Annotated in this window: 19 protein-coding genes; all 19 read left to right on the top strand. The window is 33.5% G+C overall.

Annotated elements, in window-relative coordinates; all coding sequences use genetic code 11:
- The first annotated feature begins 18 nt into the window (after positions 1 to 18).
- The 19 genes from AC625_RS14480 (at position 19) to AC625_RS28240 (ending at position 16,198) form a co-directional block, all read left to right on the top strand.
- On the top strand, positions 19 to 615 hold the full coding sequence (locus AC625_RS14480) for a xanthine phosphoribosyltransferase (protein WP_049681915.1): 597 nt from the start codon (positions 19 to 21) through the stop codon (positions 613 to 615).
- Positions 608 to 1,918, top strand: coding sequence for a nucleobase:cation symporter-2 family protein (locus tag AC625_RS14475; RefSeq protein ID WP_049681914.1), 1,311 nt, complete (start codon positions 608 to 610; stop codon positions 1,916 to 1,918). The genes AC625_RS14480 and AC625_RS14475 overlap by 8 nt, the downstream gene beginning before the upstream one ends.
- A 116-nt stretch (positions 1,919 to 2,034) precedes the next feature.
- Positions 2,035 to 3,045 (top strand): tyrosine-type recombinase/integrase, encoded by a 1,011-nt coding sequence (locus AC625_RS14470; RefSeq protein WP_049681913.1) that lies wholly within the window; start codon positions 2,035 to 2,037, stop codon positions 3,043 to 3,045.
- 347 nt (positions 3,046 to 3,392) lie between these two features.
- The gene (locus AC625_RS14465) at positions 3,393 to 3,983 is read left to right on the top strand and encodes a hypothetical protein (RefSeq protein WP_049681912.1); all 591 of its coding nucleotides are present in this window, start codon (positions 3,393 to 3,395) and stop codon (positions 3,981 to 3,983) included.
- Between the two features lie 23 nt (positions 3,984 to 4,006).
- Positions 4,007 to 4,186, top strand: coding sequence for a hypothetical protein (locus tag AC625_RS14460; RefSeq protein ID WP_049681911.1), 180 nt, complete (start codon positions 4,007 to 4,009; stop codon positions 4,184 to 4,186).
- Between the two features lie 44 nt (positions 4,187 to 4,230).
- Entirely contained in the window at positions 4,231 to 5,325 is a 1,095-nt protein-coding gene (locus AC625_RS14455; RefSeq protein ID WP_049681910.1) for a hypothetical protein, read from the top strand.
- Between the two features lie 689 nt (positions 5,326 to 6,014).
- On the top strand, positions 6,015 to 7,511 hold the full coding sequence (locus AC625_RS14450; RefSeq protein WP_049681909.1) for a flagellar protein FlgN: 1,497 nt from the start codon (positions 6,015 to 6,017) through the stop codon (positions 7,509 to 7,511).
- A gap of 326 nt (positions 7,512 to 7,837) precedes the next feature.
- The gene (locus tag AC625_RS14445; RefSeq protein ID WP_049681908.1) at positions 7,838 to 8,035 is read left to right on the top strand and encodes a helix-turn-helix transcriptional regulator; all 198 of its coding nucleotides are present in this window, start codon (positions 7,838 to 7,840) and stop codon (positions 8,033 to 8,035) included.
- Positions 8,036 to 8,059: 24 nt separating this feature from the next.
- Entirely contained in the window at positions 8,060 to 8,218 is a 159-nt protein-coding gene (locus AC625_RS26855; protein ID WP_156187550.1) for a hypothetical protein, read from the top strand.
- 170 nt (positions 8,219 to 8,388) lie between these two features.
- Positions 8,389 to 8,883: a hypothetical protein gene (locus tag AC625_RS14440; protein ID WP_049681907.1), complete on the top strand. Its 495-nt coding sequence runs from the start codon at positions 8,389 to 8,391 to the stop codon at positions 8,881 to 8,883.
- Positions 8,876 to 9,952, top strand: coding sequence for a serine/threonine-protein kinase (locus AC625_RS14435; protein ID WP_049681906.1), 1,077 nt, complete (start codon positions 8,876 to 8,878; stop codon positions 9,950 to 9,952). The genes AC625_RS14440 and AC625_RS14435 overlap by 8 nt, the downstream gene beginning before the upstream one ends.
- 13 nt (positions 9,953 to 9,965) lie before the next feature.
- On the top strand, positions 9,966 to 10,148 hold the full coding sequence (locus AC625_RS14430; RefSeq protein ID WP_245645011.1) for a hypothetical protein: 183 nt from the start codon (positions 9,966 to 9,968) through the stop codon (positions 10,146 to 10,148).
- Positions 10,149 to 10,257: 109 nt separating this feature from the next.
- Positions 10,258 to 10,458: a hypothetical protein gene (locus AC625_RS14425; protein ID WP_049681905.1), complete on the top strand. Its 201-nt coding sequence runs from the start codon at positions 10,258 to 10,260 to the stop codon at positions 10,456 to 10,458.
- A 78-nt stretch (positions 10,459 to 10,536) separates the two neighbouring features.
- Positions 10,537 to 11,076: a coiled-coil domain-containing protein gene (locus tag AC625_RS14420; protein ID WP_049681904.1), complete on the top strand. Its 540-nt coding sequence runs from the start codon at positions 10,537 to 10,539 to the stop codon at positions 11,074 to 11,076.
- 74 nt (positions 11,077 to 11,150) lie between these two features.
- Positions 11,151 to 12,023, top strand: a complete 873-nt coding sequence (locus AC625_RS14415) for an SU10 major capsid protein (protein WP_049681903.1) — start codon at positions 11,151 to 11,153, stop codon at positions 12,021 to 12,023.
- Between the two features lie 102 nt (positions 12,024 to 12,125).
- Positions 12,126 to 12,518: a hypothetical protein gene (locus AC625_RS14410; protein ID WP_049681902.1), complete on the top strand. Its 393-nt coding sequence runs from the start codon at positions 12,126 to 12,128 to the stop codon at positions 12,516 to 12,518.
- 41 nt (positions 12,519 to 12,559) lie between these two features.
- Positions 12,560 to 14,149: a terminase large subunit gene (locus AC625_RS14405; protein ID WP_049681901.1), complete on the top strand. Its 1,590-nt coding sequence runs from the start codon at positions 12,560 to 12,562 to the stop codon at positions 14,147 to 14,149.
- A 54-nt stretch (positions 14,150 to 14,203) separates the two neighbouring features.
- Positions 14,204 to 15,565, top strand: a complete 1,362-nt coding sequence (locus AC625_RS14400; RefSeq protein WP_245645010.1) for a phage portal protein — start codon at positions 14,204 to 14,206, stop codon at positions 15,563 to 15,565.
- Positions 15,566 to 16,075: 510 nt separating this feature from the next.
- Entirely contained in the window at positions 16,076 to 16,198 is a 123-nt protein-coding gene (locus AC625_RS28240; protein WP_281177242.1) for a hypothetical protein, read from the top strand.
- The last annotated feature ends 762 nt before the right edge of the window (positions 16,199 to 16,960 follow it).

Raw genomic sequence — 16,960 nt, 5'->3', positions numbered from 1 at the left:
AATTGGAGGAGCAATTACATGCAACTATTGAAGACAAAAATCCTAGAAGAGGGACAAGCTTTATCTGATAGCATTCTGAAAGTGGATTCTTTTTTAAACCATAGAATGGATCCTGTTCTAATGCACGAAATGGGTAAAGAATTTAAACGAAGATTTCAAGAGGAAAAGATAGATGTTGTTCTTACCATCGAATCATCTGGGATTGGTCCTGGTGTGATGGCTGCACTTGAACTTGGGGTTCCAATGATTTTCGCTAGAAAGCGCAAATCGGTGACGTTAACCGATGACCTAATTACTGCTAATGTATATTCCTTTACAAAAAAAGAAGCGAATGAAATTGCCGTATCCAATAAGTTTATTAGTAGCGGGGACCGAGTGCTAATCATTGACGATTTCCTTGCGAATGGGCAGGCAGCTTTAGGATTAATGGAAATTTGTCATAAAGTGAATGCCACTGTAGTAGGAATTGGAATTGTGATTGAAAAAGCTTTTCAAGATGGTGGTGCAAAATTACGAGAACAAGGCGTACGTGTTGAGTCCCTTGCAAAGATCGAAGCGCTTAGTCTTGGAGAAATTACATTTGTAGAAGAGCGGGAGGATGCAATACATGAGTAATCATCCGCTTAAAACGGCGTCACTAGGAATTCAGCATGTATTAGCTATGTATGCAGGTGCTGTTATCGTACCTCTGATCGTTGGTGGCGCATTAGGCTTAAGCGTAGAACAATTAACCTATCTCGTATCGATTGATATCTTCATGTGTGGAATTGCGACTATTTTACAAGTTTGGACAAATCGCTTTTTTGGAATTGGCCTGCCTGTAGTGCTCGGCTGTACCTTTACCGCAGTTGGCCCGATGATTGAAATTGGTGGGAAATATGGTATTACCTCAATTTATGGATCGATTCTTGTCTCGGGTCTTGTCGTGATGCTGATAGGGAAATCATTCGGAAAGCTTGCTCGTTTCTTTCCTCCAATTGTAACTGGCTCTGTGGTTTTAATTATTGGAATCACCCTGATCCCTGTAGCGATGAATAATTTAGGTGGGGGACAAGGAGCTAAAGATTTCGGATCGATAGAAAATGTAGTACTGGGATTTAGTACACTTCTATTGATTATTATTATGTATAAATTTTTTACTGGATTCATTCGATCCATTTCTATATTAATCGGTTTACTGGTTGGAACTGTGGCTGCTTCGTTTTTTGGAAAAGTTGATTTTTCACCAGTAATAGATGCATCTATTTTTCATATGCCACATTTGTTTTATTTCGGGATGCCGACTTTTAATATACCAGCCATTTTAACAATGGTGTTAGTTGCGATTGTCAGTTTAGTTGAGTCAACTGGTGTTTATTATGCATTAGGTGATATTACGAATCGAAAAATCAGTCAAGCTGATTTAACGAAAGGATATCGTGCAGAGGGGCTAGCGATTGTGTTAGGTGGCCTATTCAATGCATTTCCTTATACCGCATTCTCTCAAAATGTAGGGCTCGTTCAGTTATCTGGTGTGAAAAGTAAAAATGTAATCTATACTGTAGGGGCCATGTTAGTTGTGATCGGGCTAGTTCCCAAAATAGGAGCTCTAACAACAGTAATCCCTTCATCTGTACTTGGCGGTGCCATGATTGCCATGTTTGGAATGGTGATCGCTGCTGGCATAAAAATGCTGAGCCAAGTTGATTTTGCAAGACAGGAGAATTTATTGGTTATTGCATGCTCCGTGGGAATGGGTCTTGGTGTCACTGTTGTCCCAGACATTTTCTTGAAATTACCGGAAAGTTTGCAGATCCTTACAAGCAACGGAATCGTAGCAGGTAGTATATCAGCCATTTTCCTTAATATCTTATTCAACATGATTCCTTCTAAGCGAAGGATTAATCATTCTGTGGTACTTGAGAAGAAGGCTTCTTGACCCATAGTATAAATATACGACGTTCTAGTTAATAAAAGTAGTGAGAATGTCGTAGCAATACTGACTGTAAGTAGGATATATACCTCAAATACTCTAACTGGGTTGGAGGTATATATATGAATAAAAAAAGGGTAATCAGACGAGGGAGAATTGAACAACCCAAGGATGAAATAAAAGTATCTTTTGAAGATGCATTTGAATATTTTCTCACAGCAAAGAAATCTGAAGGTTTAAGAGAAAAGACGATAATAAGTCATAAAGAGCATTACGATTTCTTTGTAAATTGGCTTAAGAAAGCACATGTCGATATTAAATACATCGATGAAATAAGCGCCCCTCTTGTTAGAGAGTATATCGTTTTTATGAAAGATGAACGTTATAATTATAAAAAGAAAGAAATTGGTCTTGCTCCACAAACGATAAATGCACGGATAAGATTTTTGAAAAACTTTTATAACCTTTTGAACAAGGAGCAAATGATCGATTCAAATGTTCTAGATCAAATAAAATTTTTAAAAACAGATGAGACTCCATTTGAGCTATTAACACAAGATGAAATGCATTCATTGCTAAGTATGCCTGACCATGCATTTTATCCACAATACAGGGACTATGTAATGATGATGTTACTTTATGATAGCGGCATGAGGATATCTGAGGCGGTTAATTTGGAGATATCAGAAGTGGATTCGGCATCAAAGAGAATTGTGCTACCTGCTCATAAAATTAAAACTAGAAAACCTAAAGTGATTCCATTGTCTTCTGAAATAATACGATTATTAAATGGTCTTATTGAAGAAAATAAAGGCTATTTTGGAGAAGAGAAAACACAAATCTTTTTAACGTGGATGGGTGAAAGTTTAAAAGAAGATACCTTTCGAAGAAATTTGAAAAGATATGTTCAGAAGGCTGGTATTACTAAGTCGTTTTCCTGTCATGATTTCCGCAGACAGTACTGTACTGAGTTTCTTGATTCAGGTGGAAGTCTATTTGCACTTCAGGCAATCGTTGGCCATAGTGAAATTTCTACTACGAGGAAGTATGTTAGGTTCGATGAAGAAATGATAAAAAATCAACATGAGCTTTATAGTCCTGTTGCTAAGTTAAGAAAAGGTAAAAAGAAATAATTATATTTCACGAGTCCGCAGGGTCACACCTGTGGGCCTTTTTTGTGTTCGAGAAAATAAAAAAGAGGCTTAGAAATGGTCTCTCTGACTTTTATAGTGGAGATTGATAATAAAGAAATAAAATTATAATAATTGTTAAATTTAGGTTTACACAAATAAAATTATAGATTACAATAAATATAGCAAGAGGGAGTTAATCTCCCTGCTTTGCATTCTACACAAATAAAATTATAGATTATAATTACATTAAGAAAGGGGGAGAAACCCATTCTCAAGATTTACACAAATAAAATTATAGATTAGTAAAATTTTGAAAAAACTCAAAACAATTAGGAGGAATTATTTTGATGTCGAATTCAGATAATATGGAATATTTATATAAAGGAACAAAGGTTGATTTCTTACTGCAAACACTAATCTTGGATGATTACGTTTCTAATAAGGTGATATTTGATTATAAGGATATACGTGTAGATATGTTCTACATTGAGGAGTTAGATAATTGTTTCACAATTATTAATAAAATATGCGAAGTGATAGATAAATTAGGAGGAGAAGGCTATAAGAATTTCAATGAATATTATCACGACTATCATTCTTTGCAAAAACGCAATATTGTCATTGAAGGAAAAGTGTATAAGTATTTTCACAGTATTCCTGCATCAAGTGGGAAGTTAAAATACCATCACATGAGTATTGATATGAATGATGGAACAAGGATTACTAATCATCCTTCAATTAATCAAGACTATATCAGAGATCCGTTTGAAAGAGATGTTTATAATTTTAAGAAGTCTGCCGAAAACATAAAAAATAATGCCCTGAATTATTATAAAAAGCATGGTGTAGTGCCTAAAGATGAGTGTATAAACCAAGAAAAAACTGCCAAGTTGAGTGAAATCTTATTATGGATTAAAGAAAATGGTGTTCAACTATAAAAGCTTTAACAGGAGGATTTCTGTTGACTACTAAAGAGGATCTGTTATTCATATACGATGTTCAATTACATAAGAAGATTAAAAGGGCTGGATATACATATTTAACATCTGCCATCAGCTTATCGGATAGACGCTTTTGGCTTTACCCCAGAACGCCTGATATTGAAAGCATCATGACTGAACATGCTCAATTAACATCTTAAACAATTATTCAATTAACCAATTATACAAAGGGGATATCTATTATATGGCAAAAAAGAGAATCTTGCGGAAACATGAAGATATTAGAAAAATGATCGAAGATACTGATATGAAATTTATAATGCTAAACAATCGTTTATTCGATGATTTCTATAAACTAGGAAAGATTCAGTACAGACCTAAGCTAATATCAGACAAAGATGGTGACAGATACATTAATTATGATGGTATGGTTTACCCGTATCAGGAATTTGCGGATAAAGAGAAAATGTTGACTGCGACCTTTGACGAGCGTGACTTCATTCTGATTGTTTTGTTGAAGTTTTTATCATTACATAATTTTAAAGGTTATACCAAGGAAATTGCGGATTATTTAGGCTATAGCGACAAAAGGGTTAAGGAACGAATTAAAAAGCTTCAGTTTTTAGAAGGGACAATGAATAACACGTTCTATCATAAGAAAAAGGAAAGAACCATGTATCCTGATGGTGTGAAAGTAAGGGTGATTAATGAAGAATCTGAAGATGGGTATGAGAATGGCAATATCAAACGAAAATTTTATAAATGGCATTTGAACTTTGACTGTGATTACAAAAGAGAAGTAGATGAGCACGGGGAAATTCAGGATACTCCAATTAACTTCTTCAAAGTCACGATTTATGACTTAGATTTATACACAAGTAAATTACTTAATGAAAAAGAATTTATTACATATCTGTATTTCGTTAGTTCTTATAATGCTAATCAAGATATATGGCATACGATGGACAAATTGTCAGAAAATCTAAATACCAAAGATGTCAAAATTACTGAGAAAATCGTTGCTCGGCTTATTGAGCTCAGAGTGAAAGATAAGTTTGTTGATGAGAATAATCAAGATTTTCCTTTGTTTCATGTTAAGAGGCCTGCCAACTATGAGAAGCGTGTTAAGGAAAGAGAGCAGCCTAGCGCATATTATATTCCGATGTATAACGTTCAAATGTGTGAGAGGTTAAATGATAAGAATTCTGATACATATGTAAGTAACGAAGCTGAGGAAGTACATAATGAAGAACAGCCTGTTGGTAGTACCTTTGGAGAAAAGAAAAACCAATGGGGTTCACGAGAATTCGGTGATGAAATTGCTGAATTATTTGGTTGATTATCATTGGACACCCGCCAAACAAATACGGACACCCATTATAACAAATAAAGACAGTCATCTATACATATACGGACACTCGCCATTTATATACGGACACTTACTTATCAAATAAAGACAGTGACCATTCATTTTAGGACGGTGACATTTTAAATACAGACAGTGACCAGTCTTAAATGGACAGGTACTATATGGGTGTCCTTCGATACATGTAGTCGTATCAAGGGTTCAGAGGGTGTCGGGTAACGCTACAAGACTTATAACAAGACACTTAACAATACATATAACAAGATTAAATAACAATATACTTAATAAAATTCACAATAATATATTACATAAGATTCGATAGAAGCTTATGAGGATTCACCAATTGAAATTGCTAAATCCTGAGCCGTTCACTATCGTGAAGCCTCCATATACATATACAAAATGTAAGTTTTGATTTTCAGTTGTATTAGTTGGAGTAGTTTTCAGTTAGTACCAGGATAGTATCAACTCATAAGAAATACATAGGTCAAACTTTCAGGATTCGACAAATTGAATCGGAAATAACCGTAGTAACGATACGATAAAAAAGGGTGTTTTTGAGTAGTTTTATACATAGAAAAGACAGTGTTTATAAGGGTTTTGCGATAGGGAAACGATACAAGTTTTCAGGGAGATAATTCGACAAAATAGGAGGAGTTATATTGAGAAAAATGCAAGCTGAAAGCTACTTGAATTATGGTGATAAGGTTAGACCTAAAGATTATAATGATAAATTTTGGTCACATGAAGAAGAAAGAGCGATGGTAATCTGGAATGTGAAAAAGTATAAAGAAAAGCTATATGCTGCAAAAGTTTATACTGATAAAGAAGTTGCTGATATTCTTAAGTTAATTCTCGGTGAGCCTAGCTCAGAAGATCAAGGATTCGATTATAATGATTTTATTTATAGGTTCATAACGACTAAATACTATGCGGATAAGCACGGTGATAATACAGATGGGTACTTATCAGAACACGATTCATTTACTAAGGGAATCCAATCATTAGCTAATGAAATTCTAAATGTAAGTCCTAATAAAACATGGTTGAGCAGTGTACGCCTAAGTCAGATAGGCAAGAAGGAGGTATCCCTTTATAGGAAGAATGAAGATGGAGAGTGTGAAATTGATTTTGATTTGCTTGATACATCATACATGAGGCTTCATGATGATCAGAAATCTCAGTTGTTAAAAAGACTAAGTGAGGACATGAAAAAGAAGCAAAGGAAAATATCTGAGCAGGATCTAATTGAATATCCCGAACTATTAAAAATGGAAACTAGCATCATTTCTACAATTGAGAAATTAGGCTTGGATTTAAATGAGACGGAAAGAATGATTAAGCAAGAAGAATTTATTAAGGAATACGAATTATGGTTAGCTTCTGAAAAGGAAAAAACTTTTGCAGCATGGAGAGAAGGGAGGGGTAGAAAGAGTTTATCTGTTATACAGGGGAAAACAGGCAGAGAAGCAGCTTATGAGATTGATGTGAATTCAGTTATGAAGCCTATGAAAGATGAATTGCAGTTAGATGCTAAGTGGAATCAGCTAATAAGTTTCTACAAACTGAAGCCTACTGGGAAAAGTCAGTACTTTGAATTAAAAAAACTGGTCAATACGACTAGATATGAAATGTTTGTTATGAAAGAGGAGTTAAGGAAGCCGGTAAGAAGTGCTAAGGGTAAAGATACAACTGTTAATGAAGTGGATTCAATCATTGACTTGGAGAATATTGAACATATTAAAGCTTTATTAAGCTTCCAAACTTCACAGGAAAAGGTTCACGATGGATATAAGACTAATACATATGGTAAAAAGGTACAGAAACAAAAACGCTTTACTACATATCATCAAATTTACTCAATGCTGAATACCAAGTATCAAGATAAGACAGATAGATATACTTATCTTACATTACTTGATTTTAAAGAGGCGATTAAGAATGCAGATCTAACAGATATTGAACGAGGGTCGTTGAACGCTGTCTTGGGAGAATGTGATATTAAGAATGAACACCCGTATCAAAGAGCTGTGATTTATCTAGATAAGGTTCATGGGGTTAAAAAGAAAAATAGAGACATTAAATATATGATGGAAAATAAAGTGAGTAACGAAATACATAAAGCTTATTTTGATATTCTTGATAATATTGTAAGTTAAATTAGTCTAGTTTAAGAGGTGCGCCAATCAGGTGCGTCTTTTTTAATGGATAAACTAAGTAAAAATGTTTAATTTTAAAATATAACATACAATTATCATTAAATGCAAATATTTTTATTATTTCTTGTAAAATATGTACATATCCTCCTGATATATGTATATAGCCCTTGAGGATGTTTAATCTACACATACGATTCTAGTTCTTTATTTGTTTATTCATTTAATAATTTTTTCTCCTTTGAATTGATGTCAGCATAACGTTGGCATTTTTTTTGAGGAATGTAGTTTAGATTAATCTAATCGTTAGGAGGAAAAGGAGTGACGACATGAAGGAAAACATTAAAAAACCAAAGCGACACCAGCTAGTAAGTCTTAGGTTTGATTTTGGATTATCACAGTCAGAATTAGCGGAAATGCTTGGTGTATCGCAAATGACCATATCAAGGATTGAGCAAGGGAAAAAAGAAATTGAATGGGAATTAAGAAGGAAAATTGAAGATTCATTTGGAATAGATATGGATTAATTTCAAAAAAAAGGAGGTAGTGAATTGGAAATTAGCTTAGAGAAACATGAACTAAAATCTGCTGTGATTGAATATGTGAAAAAGTATCATAATGCTGATGTAAGTAGTGTTAATTTTGGGAATACAGAGAGATGTGTTGCTGTTTCAAGAGCAGATATTACTTTTAAAAAAATAAGGAATTAAAAGTCATTTAAATGGAAGTATATGTTTCTGAATAATGATTAATTATTTTAAATCATTAACTACAAGAAATAGTTAAAATGTAATGAAATAATACAAGTTTCATAGTTATTTCCTCCTATCATTCTCGAAATATGGTGAAATATTGAGAAGATTGGGAGGGTAAGTAATTCATGAAATCCATTGGAATAAGAGTTGAACCATCAGAAATCTACTATACCATAGTTGAATCTGATGAAAATAGTAATTTTAACTTTGTTAATCAAAAGCTAGTATTACCGAAAGCATTTAATAATGATATCCCGAAACAATTATCTTTTGTTCGCACAACTCTGTTTTCGATTATTTGCGAATATGATATTAAATACGCTGGATTGAAAACAACCGAAGGTTCTGCACTACAACCTAGTGTATTTAGGATGAATGTTGAAGGAGTCATACAAGAGCTATTTGCTGATAGCACAATTCAAAAATATTTTACAGGAACATACACATCTGTAGCGTCTAGATTGAAGACAACGAGTACTATAATAAAAGACAATTGTAATGGAGTGTCTAACATACTAGGTATTAATGAATGGGGTAAAATAAAAACTAAGCATAGAGAGTGTATATTGGCTGCTTTAGCATCAATAAACTTCAATATTGAGGTGAATATGGATGTTTAAGATCAATCATGTAAAGCCGCAACTTTCATTAGATAGATGGAAAAGAATTGGTGACACTGAAGGGAAAAATTCTGAAGTATGGATTGCTAGAGATACTCAGTTAGATCAAGTAATGATTCTAAAAAAAATAACAAAACAATCATTGGAACAGCAGTTGGTTGAAGATTATTTTTCTGAAGCAAAGATGCTGAATGAATCTAAGCATCCTCACGTCATGCCGATACATTATTCTGCTGAAGATGACGATAACGTGTATATAACGATGCCTTATTATGAAACTGGCTCTTTAAACAGTCTTATAAATGATCGTTTTTTAAGCACCAGAGAAATACTAAGGTACTCATTAGACTTTCTTTCCGGCTTACTATACATTCACATAAAAGGCCTATTGCATTTAGATATCAAACCAACAAATGTAATTATTGACTATTCTGGTAAGGCCATCCTAACGGATTTCGGGCTTTCTAAATATCTGAATGAAAATGGCTTTGCAGATCAGCAAAGACAGTATGTGGCACATAAATCTCCAGAATCATACATTACTACAGATAAAACTGTTTCAGATGATATTTACCAAGCAGGATTGACTTTGTACAGAATGTGTAATGGTAACAAGGATTTTGATGCACAATTCGATGATTTAAAAAGTAGCTTAAACAAGCAAGAAATTGAAGCGAAAATCAACAAAGGATTATTCCCTAATAGAAAAGTCTATCTTCCTCACATACCTACTAAATTGAGAAAAGTAATAAATAAAATGTTAAATCCGGATATATCTAAGCGTTATCAAGATGTATTAAGCATCATAAATGACTTGAGTAAAATAGATGAGACAATGGATTGGAAGTATGTTATCATAGGAGAACAAACATTCGAATGGACTTATGACGGTGAAAACTCTATGATTACTGTAAAAATAGAACATGTTGAAGAAAAATATTTGACTTCTGTTTCTAAATATGTTAAAAATAGTAAAAATACTCAAAAACAGCCAAAAATGGCTAACAGTAGTAATACTTTATCAGAGGCATTAGCTCATGTCGAAACTATTTTTCCACAATACGCATAAAGGAGGGTTACTTATGATGTTTCGAGAAGCTAACGAATTATCACGAAAATTTTTAGCGAATCCACATCAGGATAAATCCTTTATTGAGCGTCTGAAGAATAATAAGTCGATTGATTTAAGAAATAATATGATAACTGTTGACCTAGGTAATGGTTATGAAGATATTATCCCAATTGATACAAATAAAAAATTTTAAATTTACTGACCTCCACTCTAACAAGTGGGGTTTTTTGATGTAAACAACACAATCTTTTCTCTTTTAATGTATAATGATGGTATATTTTACATTTAGGAGGATTCTATTAATGAATGTCACTGGTGGTTTCTTTGGCCTTTTTGCACTAATACCTATATTAATTTATCTCGGTCTTGTTGTGTTCAGTATTTATTTTACTGTTAAGGTGATAAAGTTTATGAATGCTAAGACAAAATTGGATCAGGAGAGAAATGAAAAGCTTGGTGAGTTGATTAGGGTTATTGGCGATAGGAATAAAGAGGAATTGTAAATATTTATAAATTGAAACGGACACTCAATTAAAGTTGGGTGTTTTTGTGTTTGTAGAAAGTGAAGGAGGAGTTCAGTAATGTCAAAAGAAGTAGAAGCCATTCAAACAGAAACAGAGTTAAGTGTTGAACAAGAAAAAGTAGATGAAACACCAGAGGAAACAACAAAAGGGTTAGAGGACAAAAAGAAGGATAAACCTTCTACTCGAAATCAAAACAATGAAATTAAGAAGTTACAGGATGAATTAGATGGGATCAAAACAGAGAATGAAACTCTAAAATCACAACTAAAAGAATATCAAACTAAAATTACCGAATTAGAAGCAAGGCAGTTAGAAGTTGAAAAACAAACGGCTGAACATGTTGCTACTATTCAACAAAAAGATGTTTCACTCAAATTAGCTGAAAAGGGCTTGGGAGAATTTAAAGAGTTTTTCACAAATGTTGAAGCAGATAAACTAGATGAGCAGATTCAAAAGTTTCAACATTTAGTAAAGCAAAAAGAAATTGATAACTCATATAAACCAACAAATCACAAACAAGATGATATATATACTCAAGCCAAGAACAAAGGCGACTTGAAATCTATGTTCGGGGCTTTATTATTTAACAAAAATTAAGTAATTCGTGGTCATTTGACTACTTGTTATAAAAAATATTAGGTGACGACTAACGTCAGAGGAGATTTATAATTATGACATTCACAACAGAAAATTTTGTACCAGGGCAATCATTTGACATTAAGGATACTTTAATTCTAGCTAATCCGAAAGTAAGTGCATTTTCAACATTTGCATTAGGAAAAGCAGTTCAAGCAAAAAATCCAACAGTTAAATGGATTGAAGAAACGATTAATGAAACATCTGCGGTAACAATGAAAGAAGGTGGGGATAGTCCGAATCATGTGAATGATGATGCTGATTTAATGGAAAATTATCTTGAATTATTTGGAGCTACTGCACAAGTTTCAAATACCGCCCAAGCTAGTGAAGCAATTGGAATTGAAGATTTAATTTCTAAAGATATGGCTGCGAAAACAGAAGCAATTAAACGTAGAGTCGAACAAAAATTCCTATATGGAGTTAAAGGATTTAAGGCTGGAAAATATGAAACCGCGGGAATTTTTAATTTAGTTAACCCATCGAATGCTATTGTAGATAACACTGCTTCAATTACACCAGCCATGTTTGAGATTTTAATTTCCAAAGTCTATGATGCTGGCGTATCGTATAATCTTGTAGCGTTTATGAATGCTCATACAAAGCAAATGATTAATCAATTCGCAAATGTTACATACTTAGGGAAAGATAAATTTCAAGGCATGGACACAAGCGTGTACTCTACAGCTTTTGGCGATGTTTCATTTATTGATACACCTGCCATGAAAACTAAGGATATTCTTATTCTAAATCCTGATTTCATTGAAACTAGTGTGTTGATTCCATTTACTGGTACAGTTCAAGGTGCAAGTGGTTCTAAAAAATCTGTTTATTTAGAAACACAACTTGGTATTAAATTATTGAACTCTAAGGCAGCAGCAACTTTATCATTTACAACTGCTGAGTAATTCATATGAATACATATTTAAGAGGGGATTCTGCTTTTGAGTGGAGTCCTCTTTTTATAGTGTAGTAATAATTATACATAAAGAATTAGAGGTGAAATATTAATGAACATTCATGAAGCTTTAAAGTCAGTACACTGGAAGAAGGCAGCTTATTTCAAGTGGAAACACGATATTGGTTATGTTCAGAGTGATGAAAAGAAATCTGAGGAACAATTTCTAAAAAGTGTGGAGTTGAAAACCTTAAATAGTTTTATAGCTTGGGAACGTTCTAAAGAATATGCTGATTTGGTTTATTTACTTATGCAATCGAGAGTTGCTAACGATATCCTGGAATCATATGATCAGATTTCTACCAAAGCCCGTACTGGTGATGAAAAGGCTGTAAAGCTATTAATGGATATGAGTAAGCAGATCAATAAATATGCAAAGTTAGCATCTAAAAAATATGAAGTAATGGAAGAAATAGAGGAAGACGATGGTTTAGTATTGAGTTGATGTAGTATCGATTAACTTCTTCTACTTTTGGAGGTGAAAATATGGTTAAAATAACAACTAAGCAGAAATTAGAAACAATCAAACAAAATCCTAAACTGTGGATTGAAAACTTTGTCAAAGTCGTAAATCCTGAAGGTGAATTAGTTCCTTTTAAACTACATGAGCAACAAGAAGAGTTACTAACTGGATTAACTAAATTTACAATCATAAGTAAGGCTCGACAATTAGGAATGACTTTATTTAGTCTTGCCTATTGTATCTATCAAGCATGTACCAAGCCTAATACGAACTATTTAATTGTCTCCTACAAAAAGGAATCCTCAAGTGCATTATTCGAACGTTTGAAATTAATGTACGAAAATCTCCCTCATGAAAAGTATCCTAACTTCTTTCCAACGATTAAGCGAGATAATCGAGATGAATTAGTATTAGAGTTTAGTAATGGCCAGCGTTCTAGAATAGTGTGTACTGTTGCAGGTAACAAGGATGTGGGGCGAGGAAATACATTTGAATATATATTACTAAGTGAATTAGCTTTCTATGATAATCAAGAGAAGTTATTATTATCGGCTGAACAGTCATTAGCTAAAAATGAAAATAGTAAAGTTGTGATTGAGTCAACAAGTAATGGAATGAATTATTTTTATAAAATGGTGTCTAGTGCATCAAAAGGGAACAGTAAATATAAACTGTTCTTTTTTAACTGGTACAGTTCGGCTTACATGAAATTAAATAAGCATGATTATGACGAATCTGAAAGATGGTTTAAGGCAGATAATAAAGGTGTACGATTGTCTGAACAGGATTTAGAAGAAGATGAGAAAATTCTATATGATAATGGGGCAACTCTTAAACAAATTATGTGGAAACGATGGAAACGTCTTGATATGAGTGAATCGGAATTTAATCAAGAATATCCGGCAACATGGCAAGAATCATTTATCAGTTCTGGAAATAATGTTTTTGATAATGTAAAGGTGATTAAACAATATGAATTTATTATTGATCCATTATCAAAAGATGAATTGATTGATGAGTTACCTAAAGAGTTACATAGATACATAAATAAGCAATTATACATATATCACTTTCCTAAACGGGGAAAGAAATACTATGCAGGTATCGATGTTGCCAGTGGTTCGGGTGGAGATTTCAGTACCATTTCGATATTTGATGCAGATGGTGAACAGTCGTGTTCTTTCTATAACAATAAAATTGCCGTGTATGAGTTTGCCGATGTGTTAGATATTATTGGGCATTATTATAATTATGCCTTCTTGACAATTGAGAGAAATAACGTGGGGCGACCATTAATCGAACGAATGAGAAAAGAAAAAAGATATATGAATATGTATAGACAAAAAATATTTGACCAAGGTAAGGGACGTTTACAGCTAGGATGGATGACTTCAGCAGTAAATAAAGGAATCTTAATAACAGATTTCAAGGAACAGTTTGAAAAAGGTTTAATTAATATTAACTGTAAAGAAACATTAGAACAAATGCAGATATTTATTGAGGATAAAGGAAAAATGGGTAATAAACGTGGTGGGGATGAGAATCACGATGACTTAGTAATTGCTAAGTCATTAGCCGTTCAAGGAATGAAAGCTAATAGGTGGTATGTATAGAGATTGCTGTCGGTTGCAAGGACAGTGATTTCTTTTTTATTGGAGGTGGAAAGTTTGAGTTTAAAAGAATATGTTCAAGAATTTTATGGGAATGATCCAGGATGGTTACAGAAGGAAACAAATGATGTCAGTCATAATCAGCGGATTAGAAAAATATTTGATATTCAAGATTATTTAGATGGAAAACATAAGATATTGAATAAGAAATCTGAAATGTACGGGGGCAAAGAGTTTCATCCTAGAAAGATTGTCTTACAGTATGGAAAACAAATATTAAATTTCCAAGTTAGTTATTTAATTAGTAATCCTCTAACATTAAGTGGTTCTGAGAAGGTAGTAAATGAGTTTAAGAAGATATATAAGAAGGGAAAATTCCATAGACAAGATTTTAAGATCATCAATTATGTCACCAAGTACGGACACTGTTTTGAATACCTGTATTTTGATGAAAACAGGATAATCAAAAGTAAGCTAATTAAACCAGAAAATAGTTATCCAATCTTTAATGATGAAAATGAGATGATCGGATTTATTGAACACTATACAAGTAATGCTGTTAGCTACTGGAATATTTATGACAATAATAAAGTACTTAGATATACCAATAGGGGTGGCAGTATTTCTTTACTTGGAGAATACAGAAATGTATCAGGACTTCCTATTCATTATCATAATCAATCCGAGGTGGATGACAACTTTGGACGCAGTGATCTAGAAGATATTGTTAGCTTAATTGATACAATGGAAGATATTTTAAGTAAACTAGTTGACAGTTATCATAAGTTCCATACACCTATTCCTGTAATAACTGGGCAACAAATAACTGATGGTGCATTAAGTAATGATATTGCAGGAACAGGATTGACACTAGAAGATGGAAGTACATTCTCACTAGAAACAAGTAAATTAGATTATCAATCATTTCAAACAATCTGGAAAACTTTAATGCAATCTATGTTGGATGTTAGTGGTACTCCAAGTGTAAGTATGAATCAGGGTACTACAGCAAATATAGCAGAGGTATCAATTAAGATGTTATATACATTGGCCGACATGAGAGCAGCGCAGAATGAAATATACTTTAGAGATGGCTTATATGACAGGTTCGATAAAATCAAACTTATGCTTGAATATTTAAATGTGAGTCTTGATGATGAAGATTACGACACATTAGATGTAGTATTCCAATATGCTCGCCCATTGAATGAATCAGATGTAATTAATAACTTACAAGTGCTTGCTAAAATTGGTGGAATTAGTTTGAAGAGCTTATTAGAACGTAATCCATATATTGTGGATGTGGTGCAAGAACTAGAGCGATTAAAAGGGAGTAAAAGGAATAAGAATGATACAGTTAATGAACGTATGAAAGATAATCTAACTGAGAATGAAAGTAAAGTAATTGAGAATGTTTGATTTAGTGGAAACATAGGTGGCAGTAGGGGTATAGGTGGATAAGAGTATGTCAGTTCGCACGCACATGTTACCGTATACCCCGTAAGTATATATAGTGACAGCTCTCCATTAAAAAATGAACGTTTGTTCTATTTTTTTGTAAAGTAAAAACACTTTACTATTTAAATGAGATTAATTATCAGTTAATTAATAAACTTAAATAATAACGTACTGGTTTTTAGGAATGTATTACAATGAAACGAATGGGACACAATGTAACTGTGTTCCATTAGCCTCTTTGACGAGGAGAAGGTTAAGATTCATAGTAGGATGTTCTTCAACTAACGGAGCAGTTTAGTTAAAGAAGAAACTCAAATAGCATAGCCTGCAAAAAATAAAGCAAACTAAATAGTGGGTGCCAATAACAAAAAAATTCGGAAAAGATACTATTCTGAAATCTTTATATAGTGTATTTATAATTGTTGGGCATCCAAGTGGAATAACTAAATCAAACTACAAGGGTGGTAAAAAATGTCTAAAAAGAAGAATAAGCAATTTAAGAATAATAATGCTCTACCTAAAACAGATGTGGAATTTGCGCACAATGGACTTGAAAAAGTAGCATTAAAAGCCCAAGAAAGCAAAAATAAATAAACATATGTGACAGTCCAACTGACTCTCAATTTAACTTGATGTTTTTTGGGGGATCCTAAAATTAATTGTCATAAGACCGTCTTTTTATTTTAGGTTAAACAAATGGAATTAACGGGTGCAAGAGTTAAACAGGGGTTGCTGCGGCAATCCTTTTCTTTTTGTACTAACGGGGCAGGTGTGCGGCCGAGCCTAGGTCGTATCATATAACGGGTGGGATTCCCGTCGAGTAAGAATTAGCCATTCGCTCGTAGCGAGTCTTGGAGGGCTAAAGGTAACTTTAGTCCTTAAGCGTAGACAGTTAGGTGGCGGGCCGAAAGCCAAAAGGTTGAAGGGATTGAGCTCCATAATGTTAGTGAATCGAGAGGGCTGATGCCTTACCTGCAGCAGAAAGCTACATTTTATCCTTCGTTAAAAGGCAAGAAGGATAAAACCTCTCTGGAGTCAGAGACCTTGGCACGTTACACATTGATATGATACGGCAACTCGGGAGACCCTACCGGTCTTTTCTTCCTTTTAGAAGAGTATGGTGTACAAGCGATAATAAGCAAGGAAACCAAATGCCGATGTAGGGAGTCGGATAGCAGCGTAGTACCAATGAAGTTGGGTAATGCCGATGGAGGAAAGGCTAGCTACCAGTTATCACCCTTATTAGGGACACATTTACTACACACAGAGGTAGGTATAATAAATGGAAACAAAACTACTAAGGATAGCAGAATTAGCAAAATCTGATCCTAAAATGAAATTTACATCTCTTGCACA

The organism is Peribacillus loiseleuriae, assembly GCF_001183985.1.
Classification (GTDB): Bacteria; Bacillota; Bacilli; order Bacillales; family DSM-1321; genus Peribacillus; species Peribacillus loiseleuriae.
Note: the sequence above shows the minus strand (reverse complement) of the source record. Positions and strands in the feature narration are given on the sequence as shown.